The 20078-nt window shown below is 60.1% G+C and carries 13 protein-coding genes; 6 read left to right on the top strand and 7 right to left on the bottom strand.

Translation table 11 applies throughout. The features are described 5' to 3' along the window. Positions 1 to 57: 57 nt before the first annotated feature. The gene (locus NKJ78_RS05515; RefSeq protein WP_023689781.1) at positions 58 to 735 is read left to right on the top strand and encodes a helix-turn-helix transcriptional regulator; all 678 of its coding nucleotides are present in this window, start codon (positions 58 to 60) and stop codon (positions 733 to 735) included. A gap of 159 nt (positions 736 to 894) precedes the next feature. Then, positions 895 to 2031 carry an NAD-dependent epimerase/dehydratase family protein gene (locus NKJ78_RS05510; protein WP_352459490.1) on the top strand — a complete coding sequence of 379 codons (1137 nt, stop codon included), beginning with the start codon at positions 895 to 897 and terminating at the stop codon, positions 2029 to 2031. 49 nt (positions 2032 to 2080) lie between these two features. On the opposite strand, the gene NKJ78_RS05505 is transcribed toward NKJ78_RS05510, so the two are convergent. The 6 genes from NKJ78_RS05505 to NKJ78_RS05480 form a co-directional block, all read right to left on the bottom strand. Beyond that, on the bottom strand, positions 2081 to 3286 hold the full coding sequence (locus NKJ78_RS05505; protein ID WP_023739601.1) for an acyltransferase family protein: 1206 nt from the start codon (positions 3284 to 3286) through the stop codon (positions 2081 to 2083). A 215-nt stretch (positions 3287 to 3501) separates the two neighbouring features. Continuing rightward, positions 3502 to 5670: a polysaccharide biosynthesis C-terminal domain-containing protein gene (locus tag NKJ78_RS05500; RefSeq protein WP_031194976.1), complete on the bottom strand. Its 2169-nt coding sequence runs from the start codon at positions 5668 to 5670 to the stop codon at positions 3502 to 3504. Between the two features lie 69 nt (positions 5671 to 5739). Continuing rightward, positions 5740 to 7941, bottom strand: a complete 2202-nt coding sequence (locus NKJ78_RS05495) for a GumC family protein (protein ID WP_352459488.1) — start codon at positions 7939 to 7941, stop codon at positions 5740 to 5742. Position 7942: 1 nt separating this feature from the next. Continuing rightward, a complete protein-coding gene (gene asnB, locus NKJ78_RS05490) occupies positions 7943 to 9940 on the bottom strand; it encodes an asparagine synthase (glutamine-hydrolyzing) (protein WP_352459487.1) in 1998 nt (665 codons plus the stop codon). Between the two features lies 1 nt (position 9941). Next, a complete protein-coding gene (locus NKJ78_RS05485; RefSeq protein ID WP_023681031.1) occupies positions 9942 to 11201 on the bottom strand; it encodes an O-antigen ligase family protein in 1260 nt (419 codons plus the stop codon). Beyond that, positions 11198 to 12424 (bottom strand): glycosyltransferase family 4 protein, encoded by a 1227-nt coding sequence (locus NKJ78_RS05480; RefSeq protein WP_023689774.1) that lies wholly within the window; start codon positions 12422 to 12424, stop codon positions 11198 to 11200. The genes NKJ78_RS05485 and NKJ78_RS05480 overlap by 4 nt, the downstream gene beginning before the upstream one ends. A 1000-nt stretch (positions 12425 to 13424) precedes the next feature. Here NKJ78_RS05480 and NKJ78_RS05475 point away from each other — a divergent pair. Further along, positions 13425 to 14903, top strand: a complete 1479-nt coding sequence (locus tag NKJ78_RS05475; RefSeq protein ID WP_023739606.1) for a M10 family metallopeptidase C-terminal domain-containing protein — start codon at positions 13425 to 13427, stop codon at positions 14901 to 14903. An 88-nt stretch (positions 14904 to 14991) separates the two neighbouring features. Beyond that, positions 14992 to 15204 carry a DUF768 domain-containing protein gene (locus NKJ78_RS05470; protein WP_023733260.1) on the top strand — a complete coding sequence of 71 codons (213 nt, stop codon included), beginning with the start codon at positions 14992 to 14994 and terminating at the stop codon, positions 15202 to 15204. Positions 15205 to 15284: 80 nt separating this feature from the next. Here the strand turns inward: NKJ78_RS05470 and NKJ78_RS05465 are convergent, their stop codons facing one another. Then, complete coding sequence (locus NKJ78_RS05465) at positions 15285 to 16010, bottom strand: AAA family ATPase (RefSeq protein ID WP_023739607.1); 726 nt, start codon at positions 16008 to 16010, stop codon at positions 15285 to 15287. A 340-nt stretch (positions 16011 to 16350) separates the two neighbouring features. Here NKJ78_RS05465 and NKJ78_RS05460 point away from each other — a divergent pair, with 340 nt between their 5' ends. Continuing rightward, complete coding sequence (locus tag NKJ78_RS05460; RefSeq protein ID WP_023739608.1) at positions 16351 to 19101, top strand: non-ribosomal peptide synthetase; 2751 nt, start codon at positions 16351 to 16353, stop codon at positions 19099 to 19101. Then, complete coding sequence (gene nadE, locus NKJ78_RS05455; protein WP_280790896.1) at positions 19098 to 20078, top strand: NAD(+) synthase; 981 nt, start codon at positions 19098 to 19100, stop codon at positions 20076 to 20078. Before NKJ78_RS05460 ends, nadE begins: the two co-directional genes overlap by 4 nt.

The raw sequence follows: 20078 nt of genomic DNA, 5'->3' as shown, positions 1-20078 counted from the left end.
AAGCAGCAACTTCATCAGATTTGATTTGCGTCAGTAGCAATGGGTTGGGTGGAAGCGATGACACTGATTGAAACGCGAAACGATGCGCTTGCAGGCAGGCAATACATTGTATTGAACGATACCCGCCACGAAAGGCCGATAAGCCTTGTGGACCGACCGGACGCAAGGGTCGGCGGATCTCGACGACGCAGCCTGGAATCCATCACCGGCATGCTTGATCGTATGGGTTGCGGCTATCTCGTCCTGGACCGAGACAAGAAAGTAATAGAATGGAACGCTGCCGCTCGGGACACCCTCGCACGCCAGGGCGAAGCAACTGATACAGCCGTCGAGCTTGCTGCCGGGTTGAGGCGGCTGGTCGCGAATGTTCCGGTCCACCTCCAGCCGGGCTCACTCTCATGGGTAGTGATCCACAGCAGAGGCGACAGGCCGGTGACCATGAACGAGACGGGGGTCGTTACACCGGACGGGACAACCGTCGTCGCATTGCTGGACCGGGATAACAAATCGGCGGCCAACCCTCGCACGTTGCAAAGGATGTTCGGTTTGACCAGCGCGGAAACGCAGTTGGCGCTACGCCTGGCCCATGGCGACGCGCCCCTGGAGATCGCCCGCAGCTGGCATCTCAGTCGCACGACTATCCGCTCTCAGCTCGCCTCGCTGTTCGCCAAGACCGACACGAGGCGTCAGGCGGAACTAGTGGCTCTTTTGGGGCGCATTTCGGTTTTGCCATGAGAAATCGACTGCTGTCTGCATCCGCTTTGATTCAGACAGCGGCGGCCCGCATTGAGCGCGCTGTCGCGTAGATCACAAGGCCGGCGGCGCCATTTCCGATCGTTCAGGCGCTGCCGAGATAGCGCGGAACGCGGAACCTGGAAACGGGAGTGACTTGCCATGGCCGAGGCAGATTCGAAGGTCAACAAGCTGGCGGATATCGTTCACGCGCTGCAGGATGGTGCTGCGTCGAACCTTACGCACACGGGGCCGATCATCGTCACGGGCGCCGCTGGGTTCATCGGATTTCATGTTGCGTCACGCCTTTTGCGGCTCGGCGCCGAGGTCATCGGCGTCGACAACTTCACGCCTTACTACGACCTGAAGCTGAAGGAGGCGCGATTTACACGGCTCTGCGCCGAGCCGAGGTTCACGCCGATGCGCTTCGACCTGGCGGACCGGTCGCTGGTGAAAGCGCTGTTCTGCGAATTCCAGCCATCGCACTTCGTGCATCTGGCCGCCCAGGCCGGGGTACGTCATTCGCTCGTGGACCCGCATGCCTATGTGGAGTCAAACATAGTCGCGTTTCTCAACGTTCTGGAGGGCTGCCGACACGCCGGCGTCAGCCATCTCGTTTATGCCTCGTCGAGCTCCGTATATGGTGCCAATCGACGCATACCCTTTTCCGAGCATCATGGTGCCAATCATCCGGTGAGCTTCTACGCCGCCACCAAGGCCGCCAACGAGTGCATGGCGCATTCCTACAGCCATCTGTTCGGCTTGCCCGCAACCGGACTGCGCTTCTTCACCGTCTATGGTCCCTGGGGCAGGCCCGACATGGCTGTCTATACTTTCACCCATGCCATCGCCGAGGGCCGAACGATCGAAATCGCCAATGCCGGGCGCGTATGGCGGGATTTCACCTATATCGACGACATCGTAGAGGGGGTTGTTCGCGTGCTCGCCAAACCACCGTGTCAGGATCCCGGTTGGGACGGTCGCGCTGCCGATCCTGCCACCAGCTCGGCGCCGTATCGGCTCTACAATATCGGCAATGATCGGCCTGAAGAAATCAACCATCTGATCGCGCTCATCGAGACGGCCCTTGGTCGCCGCGCCCTTCGCGTCAACGTACCTTTACCACCAGGTGACGTCCTGGAAACCCGCGCCGATGTCAGGGACCTCCGCCGCGCCGTTGGCTTCGCACCGGCGACAACACTGGAGGACGGCGTGCAACGTTTCGTGGAATGGTATCGGGAATTCCATGCATGCCCCGTCGGACAGGTGCGACCAGCCGGCCTTACGGTAACGGCATAGTGAGCACAACAGCGGCATTTCCTTGGTGTGGCAGGGTCGCGGCTCGCCATCAATCTGTCTTGGGATAGGCCGGCACTGGAAGGGGCCCAAGCTGCCGCCCTGTGCTGTGCCCGACCCCCAAAAGGCGCCGCGCATAGCGGGTGAGCGGCTTCTCGAACAGACGGTGGGTGATAAATGCCACGCCCAGGGTTATCGCCAAGGCCGAACCGATGAAAGCCCACGGGCCGAGCACAAAGATCAAGCCTGTACGCCAGAAAATTATGCGCATGGCGCGGATCACGAATGGATGCATGAGGTAAAGAGCGTATGACGCATCGCCAACGCCAGCGGCCCACCTCGCCGCCAGGCTGTCATGCCTCAGTTTACCCGGCTCTGCCAGGGCAGCACTCCAAACAATTAGAGACGCCGGAATGCCATACACGACAGGGCGACCAAGGCCGGCCGAGATATCGGGAAACGCCGCCGCAAGCATCAGGGCACCCAGTCCCGTTGCGGCGACACAGGCCCTGATTGGGCCGGAAGGCCGCAGGCCCGAGGCGCACATGACCCCGATCATCGCGCCGAAAGCGAATTCGAGGATGATCGGATTGGTCCAGAAACCCCAGGGCTCTGGCAAAGGAGCCGCAAGAGCGCCCAAGAGCACCATCCCAACCAGGATCGTGAGCAGGACCGTAACTGCCCACCGCATGGGCAGCACGATCGTCGCCGTGAACAGCACGTAAAACAGCATCTCATAATTGAGCGTCCAACCCAACTCGTAGACCGGCTGAACGACGCCGTCAGGGCGACTGGCCGGAACGAATAAGTAGGATTCGACTACAAACCTGAAATCGACGTAGCTCTGGTTGAGAAGATTTGGGGCGGCCACCGCTACCGCAATGTAGAGCGAGGTGAGCGCCCAATATAGCGGGACAATTCGCGCGATCCGGCGGGAAATGAAGAGACGCGCGCCCCCGGGCTTTGCGAACAGCTGTCGCGACGTATGCACCATGATAAGGCCGGAAATCACGAAGAAAATATCGACTCCAGCGCTCCATGGTATCGGATTCCAGCTCTGAAAGGTGCGGCCGGCCTGTAATTCCAGGGTGGCCGCATCATGCTGGGCGTGTCGCAGCGCGACCGAACTAGCCGCGAGGGCGCGCAGGACCTGAACTTGGGTGAGGGTTTCGCGTTGGCTGCGCTCGACAGGCGTCGATCTCTCCGAGCGACGGCGCACTGCAGGCGCCGAGGCGCTCGCCATTCGGGCTTGTTCCATGGATGCTCCGCAGATTGTGAGCACACCCTGGGGCGCCTCCGAAACTGATGCATCCTTCAAATGACGGACACAGCCCGCGAAGTATCGGCTGCCCGCGCGGGTGTCCGGAACAGAGATACGCCGAAGCGTCTGTGCAGCCCTATGGCCTTTGTGCGATCCGGGCTTCGTGACTTCCTGCCCGAACGACGGCAATCACCGTAGCCAAAACAGTGCTCTCATTTGCTCGCCCTCAAGAACCAATGCCATTGACGGGCATCGACCGCGCTCGGCCTGATCGACAGCAAGGCAAAAACCAAGCCTGGCATGATTTTCAGTCGCTTGCGGATATAGACGGCCATGGCAATGCTCCAGATGCTCAGTGCAAGTGCCACACCCACCGCAGCGCCAAGCAGGCCGTACACCGCAACTCCGGCTGCACAGGCAATTATATTGGCCACAGCACCCGCTACCATCGTCGTTGCCGCAGCCCATTCATTTCCAGTCATGGTCAGGAGATTCTGTTGGGGCCCGCACAGCGCGACAAAGACATATCCCAAAATCAGAACCCGTGCGATCGGCGCTCCCGCGCTATAACCCTCACCGAAATAGCTCAAGAACGGCTCGACTATCACCATCATTGGGACGGCCACCAGGATGGCACCGCCAGCAGAAAGCAGGGTTGCGCGCGCGAACAGCTGTTGTAGGCCTCTGCGATCGCCTCTGACGTAGAGATCGGCTGCTGTTGGCGAAAACATGGTTGCCACGGCGATACGGGACAGGCCCACGAGCATCGCGACATTCAAGGCCAGCGCGAAAATACCCGCTTCAGCAATATGGCTTGTCCAGCCCAAAACCAGGACTCCTGCCCGACTGACGAAAACATCGAGCCCGGTGATGAGCATGAGCGGGGGGACGGCAAGCCACCATTCCCTCGAGGCATAACTTGGCTTGGCGTGTCCCAGGCCGGGTGGTTCAAACCTCCTCGCGATGATGAACACCAGCGCCGCTGTGAAAGCGGAACTCACAAGCACCGCCATCGTCACCGAGGGCGCATCCACTGTTCGAAATCCCGACAATGCCAGGAGCGCTACCAACACGAGCAGGAGTCCGTCTCGCATGATGCGCTCCGGCAACAACGCCGAGACAACGCCGCCGAAAGCACGCACAAGCGTGGCTCCGAGAGCATAGGCCGTAACCAAGGGCACAGCCATCATGCCGAGCACGATGCTTGTCTCAAGCCCTCTTTCCGTTGGATCTGAAAGGAACAGGACGGACGCAGCGCCGATCATCCCGAACAAGGTTGCCGCTATCAGCGATCTCTGCAGCGCAAATCTTATCACCCCGCGGGCTAGATCAAGCCTGCCACTGGCCCTATAGGCCGGGAGGAAACGCAACAATGATACATTAAAGCCAAGCGTTGCCAGATAGGCGAGCACTGACGTCCAAGCCTGAACGTAGGAATAGATACCGTAGTTGTGAGGTCCGATAAGGCGTGCAATTGCCAACTGTGCAAGACTGGTCAAACCAGCGCCACCAATATAGATCAACAAGGCGAATATGCTTGCCCAAGCCAGCCGCGAGCCCATGTCCTTGTTGCGCGGCGGTGCGGTTGCTGAACCAGTTACATCTGCGCGATGAGCCGGCAACTCAATTTGCTTTTCGCCGACCGACCTATCGAAGCGCGACAATGCAGAAAGTATTTGTCTCTCAATCCGACAAATACTTTTAAAGGTCGATGGACCATCGGTGTTTTCGACGGAGATGATTTCCCGGCCAGATGTTGTCAGGAGGTCATGCATCGCTTCAAAAACGGCGAATGAGCGCATGTTAACGCTCAAGTCGGCCTCGAAAATCCGTTCCGCCGGCGGCTCAAGCTCCATCCGCCGACGAAGGCGACTTTCCACGACCGCAGCTGGCACCAAGAGCCTGACGGTGAGATCGGCCGCCGGTGCGAGGCTGAGCGCCTTTTCCAGCGCTCTGGGGTTGGTGCTCCCATTGAACATCGCAAGCGAACCAATCGCTTGAACATATCCTTGATCGAAAATTATAATTTCGGGCGATTGCTCCGCAGACTTCCAGCAACGCGAAAGGTGCAGGATGTATCGCCAGATTCGCGCGCGCCATATTCGGTTTTTTGGCGGTATCATCCTCACTATTGCAAAGGAATTGGAAATATCATCGGCTCGCCCTGCCGAAAAAAGCAGTATTCTGGCTGTTGAAAACATCGCCGATACGATCCGTGATATGAACAGAAAGATTCCGAGATCATATTTGGCGGCCCTGGTGCTTGGCTTGTAGCTGAGAGCGACCTTGGCGTGATAGCCTTTCCCGCGCAGCTGCTGCGCAAGCGCATGTGCGAAGGTTGTTTTGCCGGATCCTGGAGGTCCGAAAAATTCAATGATCATCGTGTAGCTGGCTCGATTTAGGGGCTCGATCGCTCCCTGGAGCTTCTGTTGAAGATCGCACACGCATCTTCAAACCCTCTCCAACAGAAGATCGGCGTTGTCTCCGAGCCTGGAGCCGGCTAGCCTCTTCAGGTTCACCCGGGTGAGCACACTCCCTACTGGAACGGGGGCGGATCCGCCGGCCCCTATTGCATCCAGAGCACCACGGGCAATGCTGCGCCTCGTCCTTGCCCAGCGAACGGCAAAAAGCACCGAATCGGCCCAGCGCTTAAGCAGCCTGGTTTCAGGCCCCCCGAGGCCCAGGGGACCGTTCATGATGACCACGTCGTAGGCCGAACGCAGCTCCTCGGTGAACTGGCATTTGTCGACGGTGGACAGAAGCGTCAGGAGATCATCGGAAGGTGCCGGAGCGGCCATGAGGTCGATACCGATTTCCGGCATCCTCGTAATTGCATCCTTCAGCACGCAACGTTCATTCACATAGTCGCCGAAGGAGTTCCGGGCCTTGTCGGTGCTGAATTCACCACGAAACCCGTTCGTGAGCCGTACATCCTTGCGATCGAGATCGAGGAAAAGCACTCTTCCTCCCAGCCGCGTTGCCGCCAGCGCCAGGCTCCATGCCAACTCGGTCTTGGCATCGTCCTGGATGCTGGATGTCACGAGAATGATATGCGGCGGCTGTCCCTTTCCCTGAGTTGGCGCCGCAGTGACGAGCAGCGAAGTCACGGCGCGGCTGAACGGCAAGTTCTGCTGGCTCAGAACCAGATGCCGCAGCTTTCTGGCGTTAAGTCCCGCAACCCTGGGAAGCAGTCCTACGCACGGGACCCCAAGCTCGGCCTCGGCTTCGGCTTCACTGCGCAAGGTTTGGTTGAAACCGTTGCGGACCAGGACAATGACCGCCCCCATGAGACCAAAGACGACCATGCCGGGAGGAATCAGGAAAATTGGCGACAATGTCGTGGGGGCCGACGGCGGCCAGGCGGTCGAAAGGACCGCTACGCCTGGCGAAGGAGCGGCGATGCGACGTGTCAAGTCCTGCTGCCGGCTCAGGAGTTCGTTGTAATGCTGCGTCACGATGGCTACCCTAGGTTCAAGGGAACGCAGCCCCGAAAGTTGGCTCGCCGTGTCGGCCACGGCCGCGTCGAGCATCGCCTTGCGACTTTCAAGAGCCGTAGCCTGAGACCGGTAGACATTTGCCTCGGCAGCGATTCGGGCAACGCTTTGCTCCATTTCGCGGGCGATCGCGTTGCGCAGATCGCCGTCGGCGGCGGCACCCGACTGGCGTGCCACCAGGTCCGTCAACACGGGCGACCCGATTTCTTCAGCGATGGCCGTGACCGGGGCGCCCGCCTTGCGCAGGTCCTCAATACGGCGAAGGCGCGCTTCCGACGCGGAAAGACTGGCTTTCGATAGGAATATCTGCCGGCCGAGTTCCGCTGTCTCACTGGCTGCGTTGTTGGCCGCAGTCTGATCGACGGCGCCATGCGTGAGCCGGTATGTCTCCAGCCGATCTGTCGCTTCGACAAGATCCCTTTGTACTTGCGGAAGGCTGGCGACTATCGAATCCAGATGAACCTGATCCGATGCCCGGCTTTTTTGTACCAGATCTTGAATGTAGACCTGGGCAAACGTGTTCGCGACAAGTGCCGCACGCGCCGGACTTGGATCGGTGAAGCCGATGGTGATGACGCGCGATCGCAGCTCTTGTCCGACCCTCATTCCCTTGCGTAGCGCCTTCAGCTCGGGCGCGTCCGCTGCGTCCGGATTTTCCGCCACTGTCTTATCCTGTCTCCAGGCCCTGTTCAGGAGGTCGATGAGGAACGAGCCAGCCGCGGGCGGGACGGCATTGACGACGCTCTTTCCGTTACCGTCGACTGGTTGGGCTTTGCGCAGTGCTGCCAGGACCCGACGCAGGTGGCCTTGCGAGGAGAGCATCGTCAGATGATCATCGATGTTCGATTCCAGCGAGTCCTGGGCGGATGCCACGCCACCCGAAGCACTGCTGCTCGGGGCGTCGATAATGACCTGCGTCGTTGCCTCGAACAGCACCGGGCGGGTGAAGCCTGCCAGTCCGGCCAGGATGCCGCCCAGAAGGGCCATGGCAAGCAAGAACCATTTTCGCGTCGTCAGGATGATGACGAGCTGGTGGAAGGGTGACGATTGCGTTGGCTCGCGTGGCGGCCGCATCAAGCGCAGATTGGTTTCAAGTGTCCCAGCTTCCATCTGCTTGGCGCGCGGACGCCGGGCGCGGTTGGCTATGGAACCTTCCATCTCAATCCCCTGTCAGTTCGATATGGTAAGAAGGGTGCGTGGCGACCGTCGATGGCCGCATGGCTTCGTTGCGCCACGCCTGAAACATGAGCACCGGCCACAGCTCGCGGAAATTATCTTGGCTTCCATGCAGATGATTGCGCCAGCATGCGTCGACCTTCTCACGGTCGATGACCCCGTCCCCGGAGCGGCCGATCGTGGCAATGATATCGGTTGCCCAGCCGCGCAAGGGCCCTTTCAACCAAGTCCCGACCGGAACGTCGAAACCTTGCTTGGGCCGGTCGACCAGTCGGCGTGGTACATAACGATCAAGCAGTCGGCGAAGCAACCATTTGCCCTTCCCGTTTCGGACTTTGGCACGGGCTGGCAAGCGCCAGGCGAATTCAACGACGCGATGGTCCAGGATCGGGCATCGCCCCTCGAGGCTGTTGGCCATGGTGGCTCGATCGAGCTTCACCAAAATGTCGCCCGGCAGATAGCCTGTCATGTCGGCGAATAGGAGACGCGAGAGCAGGCCGTCGAGCTTTGTCGTGTCGGTAGCTGCTGTCGACGGCTTGCGATGAACAAGGTCGTTGGCTGAAGATTTTGTCAGTTGCAGAAGGAGTTCGTCCTCATCTCGCGCCGCGAGCAGGCGGGCAAGGCGAGCCAGGCGGTCACCGCGCAAGCCATGCCGCATATTCGCCGAAAGCGGCAGATTGCCGAAGATATCTTTCTGAGAGGCCTGGGCCAGCAACCCAGCCCCCGATGCCAACAGCCGGCGAAATGACAATGGCAGCTCATGCTGCTTTGTGAGGCGGGTTGCCAGGAAGTGTCGAGAATAGCCTGCGAAGCACTCGTCGCCACCATCGCCTGAAAGCGCCACGGTTACGTGTTGCCGCGCGAGGCGCGACACCAGCAGCGTAGGTATCTGCGATTCATCGGCAAACGGCTCGTCCCAAATCCGGGGCAGCTCCGGAACGACCTCAAGCGCGGCGGCCGGCGAGAGATGAAGTTCCGTATGATCGGTGCCCAGATGCCGAGCAACCGCGGCCGCATGGGGAGCTTCATCAAACCCACCTTCCCCGAACGCTATGGTGAACGTCCGAACGGGGTTTCGGGACTGTGCCTGCATCAGGGCGACGACAGTCGAGCTGTCGATCCCGCCCGACAGAAAGGCGCCCAGCGGCACATCTGCAACCATTCGTTCCTTGACGGCCAGTCGGAGCAGGCTGTCGAGCTCGGTCGCGAGGTCCTCGTCGCTGGCGGCTATCGGATCGCGCTGTCCCTTGCCGGCGACATCGGCCAGCGACCACCAAGGGTGAATGCGATGCGCAAGCGAACCGGTGCCTCGGGCGTTGGCGAATTGCGCCGCAGTGACCGACAGGACTGAACCAGGCGGCAACTTGAACACGCCCTGCCAAATGCAACGGTCATCCGGCACCCAGCCGTTGGAAACCATCGTCGTCGCCGCATCGACATCGAGTTCCGGGGTGAAGCCTGGGAAGCAAGTGATCGCCTTCAGCTCCGAGGCGAAGACAAGCGCGTCACGTGTCAAGGCGACATAGAGTGGCTTCTTGCCCATTCGGTCGCGGGCAAGCTGAAGCGTTCGGTTCTTCAGGTCCCACAGCCCAAAAGCAAACATGCCAGCGAAGCGCGCGAGTGCTGCATCAAGGCCCCAGCTTTCGATCGCGCACAGCATGACCTCCGTGTCACTGGCGCCGCGGAAATGATGGCCCGCCCCTTCCAGTTCACGGCGCAGATCGCGAAAATTGTATATCTCGCCATTGAAGGTGATGACATACCGACCGCTCGCGGAGAGCATTGGCTGGCGACCCGCTTCGGACAGGTCGACGATGGCCAGTCGCCGGTGGCCGAAGGCTACCCCCCCTTCACGGCTCACCCAGAAGGCCTCACCGTCAGGTCCGCGATGACGAAGCGCCGTCGCCATCGGTCCGATGGCCCTGAGCGCACTTGCGTTGGCTGCATCGGGCGCCAACAAAATTCCGGCGATCCCACACATTCTAGCATCTCCTCTGGCGAACAATCGCGGGGATCGCTTCCGGCGTCCCAGCGGCAAGGCAGAGGGTCAGACAGAACCACACGATCGGATGGCGGATGACCAAATGCGGAGCACTGAAAACGGCGATCGATGCCACGAGCGCCACCAGAGCGTCCAGCTTCGCCCGCCAGGCGGACAACGCAGCCGAGCCGAAGATCCACATCAGGGCTAGAACCGAAATCAGGCCGCCCTGAGTGTAGAGATCCAGGATGGTGCTGTGCGCCTCGAAGGGCCGCGGCAAAAACTGTTGATTGACCACGGGCGGACTATCTAGGTGCGGGCCCGGACCCAGTCCAAGCGATCCCGATCGTGCCCCCTTCTCCAAGGCTGCATTCCAGAGGTAGAGGCGAAGCGCCGCGGTTTGGGCAGTCGCTTCCCCGCCCTTGTCTTTGGTCAGGCTCTTGGCGAAGTCTTCGGCGCTGGAGGCCTCGCTGAGGGCATAGGGCGCTATAGACAGGGCCAGCGGCAGGAAGCCAACGGCCATCAGGACGGCAAGCTGCCTTGAAAGGCTCGCCTTATTGCCGTCGCTCGTCAGCCAGGCCCGGACCCGCAGCCCGAGAAGGATCAGACAAGCCAGGACCGTGGTATAAAGGTAGGTATCGCTTTTTGTCAGCCTTCCGACGTAAACGGTGAATATGAGGCTGCATAGGGCAAGGCATCTTCCCCATTTATTGCTGGTGGTTGTGGCAAGATGCAAGGCCAGTGGACCGAGTAGGGCGCAGTAGAGCGCAAGCTGGTTCGGATTGTCGGACCATCCGCAGAAGCGGTCCCAGTACCAGGGCTCGACCCCAGCCTGATGGAGCCAGCCGAAGCCAAGCCCTACCTGGATGATGAAGCCCGCATTCGCGATAGCAACCATCCACCAGGCGATACGACGCAAACGGAAAGACGCGTTGGGCTCCGCAGCGGCCAGACAGGTGACGCACGCCAACAGCACATAGGCCAGCGTGTCGTGCAACAACGGATCCAGGAACAACGTGGTTGTCAGAAAACCGATGATGTAACCCACGCCCATGGCAAGCGCCAGGATCAGCCAGAAAAGCCCAAGCTTGGCCAGGGCCGGCGTAACCTCCAGTTGGCCGCCAGCAAGGATTCGCGTCATCGACAGCATTATCCAGAGCGTGAGGCATAGTTCGCTGTAGCCGAAGGGCAGCCCTGGGATGCTGAGTTGCGCCGCGTAGGACATCGCGACGCCGAAGGCCAGAAGCGCATCACGCATCATTGCCGCGCCTCGCCCAGTCGATGGGGGCTCGGCACCGCCTCTTCCCTCGGATTCGCCTGCGCAGCTTGAACAAGCCTGCTGCGATATCTGCCACCCAGGATTGTCTTGTACAGGTCGCAATACTGGTCGATGACCCACGACAACGAGAACCGCTCCCGCACGAATCCGACGGAACGGCTCCCCATGGTCTTGCCACGGGCGGGGTCGGAAAGAATATCGACTATCCGGGAGGCCAAGCCATCCGCATCGCGCGGCGCCACGAGATAGCCGTTCCAGCCATCCTCAACCACATCGTTGCAGCCCGGCATGTTGGAGGCGACGATCGGTAATCCGGACAATCCCGCCTCCAGCAGGACACGCGGAATTCCCTCGCGATATTGCGTCGGAAACGCAAACAGATCCGCCATCCCAAGGAGGGCTGGAATGTCGCGCCTTGGCCCCAATGCGACAACGTGGGGAACATGGCGCTCGATATCGGCTCTGCTGACGGCAAACGGACCTTCGGAGTCTTGCGGGCCGACAAGTACGAAACGCGCGTTGGGCCTCTCGCGGATAACGCGAGGAACCGCCTCGATGAGGGTTGGAATCCCCTTCTGCCGCGTGAGCCGGCCGACAAATATTATGACCTGGGCCGATTGAAGGCCAAGTTCCTCGCGCATCGTGGCAGCCGAAGGACCACGATACCTTGCCATCGAGAATGCATCGGGGTCGATGCCAGAACTCCGGATCAGTCGCCCTTTGCCGCGAGTCACCAGCCGGTAGCGCTCGAAGAAGGCCTGATCATCACTATTCTGGAAGACGGTCATGGCTGTCCAACGAGACGCCACCCCCTGAAGGCCGCAAAAGAAAGGACGCAATGCCAGGGCACGCGGCTCCCGCGACGAGAATGTCCAACCAAGCCCGTTGATGGTGCGAACGACGGGAACGTGCCCGCGCACCGCCAGTGGAGTTAGGATATTGGGCTTGGTGTCGAAACTTTGAATGATGTCCGGACGCAGTTCGGACATCAGTTCACGGATCGCGCTGACAGCACCCCATTCTGCACCGCCGCTGCCAAAGCGGTCGAACCCAAATCGGCGATGGGCAATGCCATGGGGTGAGAAGGCGGCTCCGAGATCACTCGAAACGGCAGTGACTTGAAAACCCCTTTCGCGAAGCGCCAAAAGAAACGGGATTCTTAGTCTATGATCCTCGCCTCCAACGCAAACCAGATGCGGACTCATCCTGTCGCTCCTGGATGCGATACCAATCGCATAAAACAGCTGACCCTATCCGCGGTTTCCATGGCCGGTTTCATCGCCCCTGAACACACAACAGCCAGTCCCACGCTAGGAGCAGGCTTTCGTGCTGTCCTCGTCTGTTTGCATGAAGCAAGCTGATCAACGATGCGGCAATGCAGCCACAATCGCTGTCACCTCGGTCAGTGAGTTGGATTCATCCGGTCTGACGGTGCAAGGACGGCACCTTCGCGTACGACACGGCGGGCCGGATATAAAAAAGGGCTGTGTTCGAAAGGTCCGCGCGCCGCGTTCAAAGCAACTTCCGCCCGCCTTCTCACGCCGGATCAACATCGCACCCCAGATGGTGTGATGACTCGCACCGCCAGTTCTCCCGACCGCTTCGTCTGGAACAGGCTTTCACCCGGTCTCTGGATATGGTCGGACCACCAGCCGCCTCTTCCCACGGATGGGCGACCGCGTTGCCATGCTCGCCGTCATTCGGACCGGCACGCCCGCCTTTCCGTTGAACCCGGTGGGATCCAGTTCAGTGCCTCTCCGCAATTGCCAGCGGCGCGCGTCTCGCATGACCTTTTGGAGTACTGCCTTGCTCATTTTGGCGCCGAGGCTTTTCACGAGGAGCATTGAGCGGCTGCAATGGGAGGGCTTCGCCAGGACGCTATTCCTTTGCGGTCTGAGCTCGAAGAAATCCTGCGGAAGCGCGCATTTGGCGGTGGCTCAACCGAACGTTCATTGGCCGATTGCCGCCACTGCAAACGCACAAGGCGCTCCGGCAGACTTCGCTGCAATGCTTTCGTTGCAGGCTTGAGCACCCATACTTGGATCATCTACATACCTCTGAGGCAAGCGTAGCATCGAGGCTGTTGTGTTTTTCGGACGCTGATCAAAGATTCTATCAAGGGGCGCCGGTATTTGATTTGTCGCTAATGGATCCTTTCCCTAGGCAGGTGTGGGGCGCCTACCGAATCGGACGAAGGGTATGTCAATGACAACACTCCATTACGCCTCGGGCGGGTCGGCCTCCGAGGTCGCGAAAGCCGGATTCAATCTTGTTGATGTATCTTCCTTGGACCAGCTCAACGCCTTGCCGGCCGGCCAGAAAGGCCTAGTGTGGCTCAATGAAGCCGATGGTGCAACCTCCTCCTTTATCCAGAAGGTCACGCCCTTCATCGGCAATCCGAAAGTGTTTGGCTTCTTCCTCGTCGATGAGCCGGACCCGACCGGCAAATGGGGAACTTATGCCACCGCCGCTGATCTGAAGGCGGAGTCGGACTGGATCCACAGCCACCTGCCCGGCGCCAAGACCTTCATAACCATGATGAACATGGGGTCTTCCGCTAACCCCGACTTTTCAAACACATTCAATCCTGCCAACACGCATATCGACTATTACGGCTTGGATCCCTACCCGGTACGGACCGGAACAAGCACGATTGACTACAACATGATCGACAGGACTGTGGCGGCGGCCGTCGCCTCGGGCATCCCGCTCAGTCAGGTCGTTCCCGTGTATCAGACCTTCGGCGGCGGCGACTGGACGACCGACACGGGCGGTCGCTATGTCCTGCCCAGCGTTGCTCAGGAAAAGACTATGTTGGACCACTGGGCCAAGGTAGCGCCTTCGCCCGCCTTCGACTATGCCTATGCTTGGGGTTCTCAACAGGGCGACACGGCGCTTGAGAGCTCGCCGACGCTGCAGGCTCTGTTCCTTCAACACAACCAGAGCACCGCAAGCGGTCCTTCGGCCAGCGAACCGACGCCGCCGCCTACCAGCACAGTGCCTCCGCCCACAAGTGTCCCTCCGACCAGCACCGGCGATCACATTTTCTACGGCACGGGTAGCGCGGATGTGCTTCGCGGCACCGCTGGCGCGGACACGATGATGGGCCGCGGCTACAACGACACCTACTATGTCAACAACGCCGGCGACAAGGTGGTGGAACTGCGGCACAGCGGCAACGATAGCGTGCTGGCATCGGTCAGCTACGCGCTGTCGGCCGGTTCGCAGGTCGAGCATCTTGCGACCACCAGCAAATTGGGAACTGCCGCCATCAAGCTCACGGGAAACGAATTCGCCCAAACCATTGATGGCAATTCCGGGAGCAACACTATCAACGGCGGTGGCGGGAGAGACGTTCTGACGGGACATGGCGGCAACGACGTCTTTGTCTTCGATTCGGCTCTCAAGGGCGGCAATATCGACAAGGTCACCGATTTCAAAGTGGGCCACGACAAGATCCAACTCGACCACACTGTGTTTGCCGGCCTGCATACCGGCGCCCTCCCCTCTTCGGCGTTCTACGCCGGCAGGGCCGCGCACGACAGCGGCGATCACATCGTCTATAACAGCACGACCGGCGCGCTTTCCTTTGACAGCGACGGCTCGGGCGGCGCACATCAGATCCAATTTGCCACTCTATCGCCACACTTGGCTCTGACGGCGTCCTCGTTCATCGTGACGTGACCGCGGGAACGTCAGCCTGAGTAAGATGGTCTGACGTTCTTGAATATGGCTGACGGAACCAACAAGCCCCGCCGAGCTTGTAGTTGGTATGAGCGCGCGCGGCATCGAATTCCTGCAGAAATGGATAGAGGATAAGATCCCGCTCTACACCAAGGCCGATCCGGCTCTTGCGGCGAAACTTGCGGACCAAGCAACGGCGGATGCCATCAGAGCGGGAATCCGCCCCGAGGAAATCTCTGAGGAAGTCGGAAGCATGTTGACGACCATGCTCGAAGTGCTCGATCAGCACGATTCGACATGATTGCGCGCTTGGCGGCAGATGCTGCCCGGCTTGGCGCGAAATGCATAAAATGTGTCATGGATCATAGGTTATGGGCCAGCCTAGACAGCATGACCAACATGCTCGCCCAGAACGCGCGCGACGACCCCGTCCACGTCGTGAGGTTCAGCACCATTGACCTGTATCAACGGCCATCGGTCCTGGCGCAGGCACTCGCCGACCTCTCTTGAGATTTCGGCCTGCCTTAATCCTTTGTCCACGCCAAGTTCGAACAGCATAACCTCGAGGAGCGGTTGCTGCGCATGCCTATCCACAAGACGGCGGCGTAGCGTTTCCTGCGGCGCGTCGAGTTGCACAACGAGATCCGGCCGCGGCAGGAACGCCAGGCACTTGCGGACCGCCTCCAGGCTTGGAGTTCTAGCCAGCACACCCAGCGCACACAAAGCCTGAATCATGCCCTCTTCGAAGATGAAGCAACCGGGCGACTCCCGCGCTTGGCGCCAGGACTGGCACAGTTGGGCGATGTCGACCTTCATTCGCCATGACCACACGCGGCTTCGAAGAGGGATTGATGCCAGAAGCCGGGCCGCGACACTGTCCTTCGGCAAGGTCGACAGCAAGATAGGACCGGATGTGGCAATCTTCTTGCCAATTCGCCCTATGCCGTGGCGGATTTCCGGAGCGTCATCCTGAACCGATCCAGGTTCAATCAGGCGATACCCATTTACTGTCTTCACATTGATGCCGTGTCTCGCCAGCCCTTGGCAGAGGCCGCGAAGCAGCGTGGTTTTACCCGCGCCAGGCGGCCCAAACAACTCGATGATCATATGCTCTCGTCTCCGAACGAGCAGTCATTCCCCTACCGATCAAGCTTAGCCGGATTTCAGATCACACCAACGTTCATTTGAATGATTGTTCCAGTCAGTGAATCTGGGCACCGAGCCCGGATTCTAGCGGAGATGCCGATCGCATCCGTTCGCCTGGGCAAGCCGTCTTGCGCTCCACGGAGCTTGCAAGGAAAAACGACCGGTGCTGGACACAAATGGCAAAACATCTGAAGGACGCTCGGGAAGCGCTGGCTAGGCAAGATCGAGGCATCATCCGAATGATTGATGAAAAGATCTCCGCGGCGAGCGATGTTCGACCGTCAGCTTGGCGGGGCCCTGAATGTCCTCAGTGTGTTTGCATTCGGAAGTGGCAAATCAAAACCTACAGGTGGATCTGCGACCCACCCGAAGGTGGTCAGTCGTTCCCGAATATGATCTTGACCAAGGGGGGCCAGTCTGGCGCCGTTACCGACAGATGGGTGCCAAATTTGCGGACATTCCAATCTTCGATCACCTTGGAGATGTCGCCAGGCGGTATCCTGACAAGCTCGCAATCAGCGACGGCGCCAACCGCCTGACTTTTTCTGAGCTTTTCCGGGCGGTCGAGACGCTGGCAACTCATATCGGTGCCGTCGTCCCCGAAGGGCAGGCCATCGGCATCCTGCAAGCAAACTCCGCTTGGTATCCTGTGGCGATGTTGGCGACCATGACGGCGGGACGGCCTTCGGTTCCGCTCAACATAAGAGATCCCGCCTCTCGCATTTTCGATATAGTCAGTGCCGCGCGGCTCGGCGCGATTATAGGCGCCGAAAATGTTCGCTCGGTCGAATTGGCCCAGGAGATCGTCTGGATCGATATTGCCGCCGCCGTGGCGCCCAACGATCAACACCCGGAACAGCAGCATAAGCACCCTATCGTTTCGGTCGATGCGCCTGCATTGGTGCTTTACACTTCAGGTAGCACCGGGCGCCCCAAGGGAATTGTCAACAGCCAACGAAGCCTGCTATGGCGGGTCCGGCAATATGTCGATGCGTGCCATATCAGCGCGGATGACGTTTTCCTGCCGCTGACCGGGCCAGCCACGATCGCCGGTTGCCGGGAGATCTTTGCGGCGCTGCTGACGGGCGCCACTTTGCATCTTCTCGAGGTGGAGGCTGTCGGCCTGCGCGCTACGCGCGCTCGATTGCAGTCCGAAGGTGTGACGATCGCCTATCTTGTGCCGGCACTGCTTCGAGCCCTCCTGGCTGAGGCGCCCGCCGACGCTTCCTGGCCGCTCAGAGTGGCCCGGATCGGTGGGGAGAAAGTGTCATGGACGGACATCGCTTTGCTGCGCAAAGCCGTTTCGGACCAGTGCCTGATCCAGATCGGCTACTCATCGACTGAAACCATCGGTTCGCAATGGTTCTTGCCGCCTGACTGGCCCGAGCAAGACGCGTCGGTTCCCGTCGGCAGGCTGCTCCCTGGTATGGCATTCGCTATCGTCGACGAAGCGGAGCGCAATGTAGGGCCAGGCGAAAGTGGAGAGCTTCTGATCAAAAGCCGCTATGTCCTGCTTGGTCATTGGGAGAACGGTGTGGTCGTTCCCGCGCAGCCGGACCCCGACGATCCCGAGGCTCGGCTTTTTTCGACCGGGGACCTCGTTCGGCTCGACGATGATGGCATCTTGAGGATCGTCGGCCGCAAAGGGCGCCAGATCAAGATCAATGGTCGACGCATCGAGCCCGCCGAACTCGAACGGGTCTTGCGTTGCGCGCCTTCGGTGGCGGATGCCGTAGTGATGGTAACGGCCGCGCAGGAACTCATCGCCTTCGTGGTTCCCCAGCGCTTCGCAGGCGGCGCTTTTGCGGACGACCTTCGCCAGCTCCTCAGGATGACCTTGCCGGCACCATTGCGTCCCTTGCGATTGCACACCGTTGACGCAATCCCACGCCTGTCGGGAGGTAAGGTCGATTTGGCAACACTGGCCGAGATAGATCGTTCGCACGGAAGGAGGGCGCAAGCCGCCCGGTCGTCCACTCTCGATGCTCCGCCAGCCGGAGGAGCAAAGGACACGCGTCAAATAGTGCAGCACGCGTGGACGCAGGTTCTCAACACAGGCACTGCCGCGGGAAACTGGGATGATGCTGGAGGAGATTCGCTGCAACTGCTGCACTGCGTGATGGCGATCGAAAACGCCATCGGGCAAGAGCTAGGCCTCGAGGCATTCACCGTCGGCATGAGCTTGGACGAGATGGTTGAGGCGGTCGTCTCTGCACGGTCGGGCGAAGGGCGCGAAAAGAAGCACCACCCCCCGGTTCTTTTCCTGTTTCCAGGGTCCGTTGGCTATGGTCCGAGCCTGGCTGCGTTCGCAGCCGCCATGGGAAAAGTCGCCCGTGTAAACCCGATCCGATATCCGAGCCTTGCGGCGATACTGGACGGACACAACACCCTCAGCGCCATGGCTGGCGCCGCACTCGAGCAGATAAGCCGCATCCAACCTGCGGGCCCCGTGCGACTTCTCGGCCATTCTCTGGGTGGCGCGGTTGCATTCGAGGTTGCCGCACGGCTCATGAAGGCCGGGCGAACGGTGCGGTTCCTGGGCATCCTCGACACGAGCCTTCTGGACGAGCCGAGCAACCATTGGGAGACAGTTACCCGTACGTTCTATCGTATTCGCACCAATCGCATATCCGCGCACCGGATGGCTTGCAGAGCCCTTGCGAAGATCACCGTCGCGGTGGGCGGCGAAGCGCGTCTGGCCAGGATACTGGACAGATTTGCCAATGGAGAGTTCAACCCGACGATCTTCAGGACCAAACTGGAACTGCAGGAGGTTTTAAGGGCGAAGTCATTCTTCCAGTGGCTTGAGGCACCGAAACCGGCTCTGCCCCTCTCCGGTACCTTGTTCCGATGTCGCAGGGTGGGAATGCCGCGGGCCTTGGGCTGGGACAGCGTCTTGGCACACCTGGACGTCATTTCGATCAAGGGCAGCCACATCGACCTTGTCGTCGAACCAAACCTTGCCACCAACCGTCCGCTTATCGAGATGGCCATCGTGCAGACCTATTCCCCCGCCGAATCTCGCAAAAGGGAGGACTTGTCATCGACATAATTCCGGAATTCAGCAAGGACATGCTGACGCTCGATGCCCGCGCGGAGGTCGATCGCATCGTTGACACCTTGCGCACTCAGGTTCTCGGCACCCTGCATCGTCGCGGCGTGGTTGTCGGTCTTTCCGGCGGTATCGACAGCTCCGTCGTCGCGACCTTGTGCATGCGCGCGTTCGGGAAAGACAAGGTCCTGGGACTGTTCATGCCGGAGCGGGATTCTTCCGGCGACTCCCTGAGACTTGGCCGCCGCGTCGCGGCACAGCTTGGCATTGAAAGCGTCCTTGAGGACATAGCACCGGCACTGGAGGCCATCGGCGCCTACCGCCGGCAGATCGATGCGATCCAGACCGTCGTTCCCGACTATGGGGAAGGGTGGAAATGCAAGCTGGTGATCGCGTCGGTTCTGGAGAGCAGCGGGCTCAATATAACCCGCCTCACGGTCCAGGATCCGCAGGGTAAAGTAGATACCGTGCGTCTGCCGCCAGCTGCCTATCTGCAGATCGTTGCTGCGACAAACTACAAGCAGCGCCTGCGCAAAATGACGGAATACTATCACGCCGATCGCCTCAAATACGCGGTTGTCGGCACTCCAAATCGCCTCGAGTACGACCAGGGCTTTTTTGTCAAGCAGGGCGACGGAGCCGCCGACGTGATGCCGATCGTTCACCTTTACAAAACCCAGGTTTATCAACTCGCGGAATATCTCGAGGTGGATGATGAAATCCGGCGGCGGCCACCGACCACCGACACTTTTTCCATGGCCCAAAGCCAGGAAGAATTCTATTTCGCGCTGCCCTATCACCTGATGGATCTATGCCTCTACGGCCTGAACCACGGGGTCGCCAGCAATGAGCTCGCGGCGGTTGCTGGCCTCACCGAGCCCCAGCTTCAGAAAGTGTTCAAGGACATCGAAGCGAAACGAAGGGCGGCCCACTATCTCCACGCGCGGCCTTTGCTGTCCGCCGAAGGCGGAGATTGA

Origin of the sequence: Mesorhizobium sp. M0037 (genome assembly GCF_040323635.1) — a bacterium.
GTDB lineage: Bacteria > Pseudomonadota > Alphaproteobacteria > Rhizobiales > Rhizobiaceae > Mesorhizobium.
The sequence above is the reverse complement of the archived record's forward strand: the minus strand, read 5'-3'. Positions and strand labels throughout refer to the sequence as shown.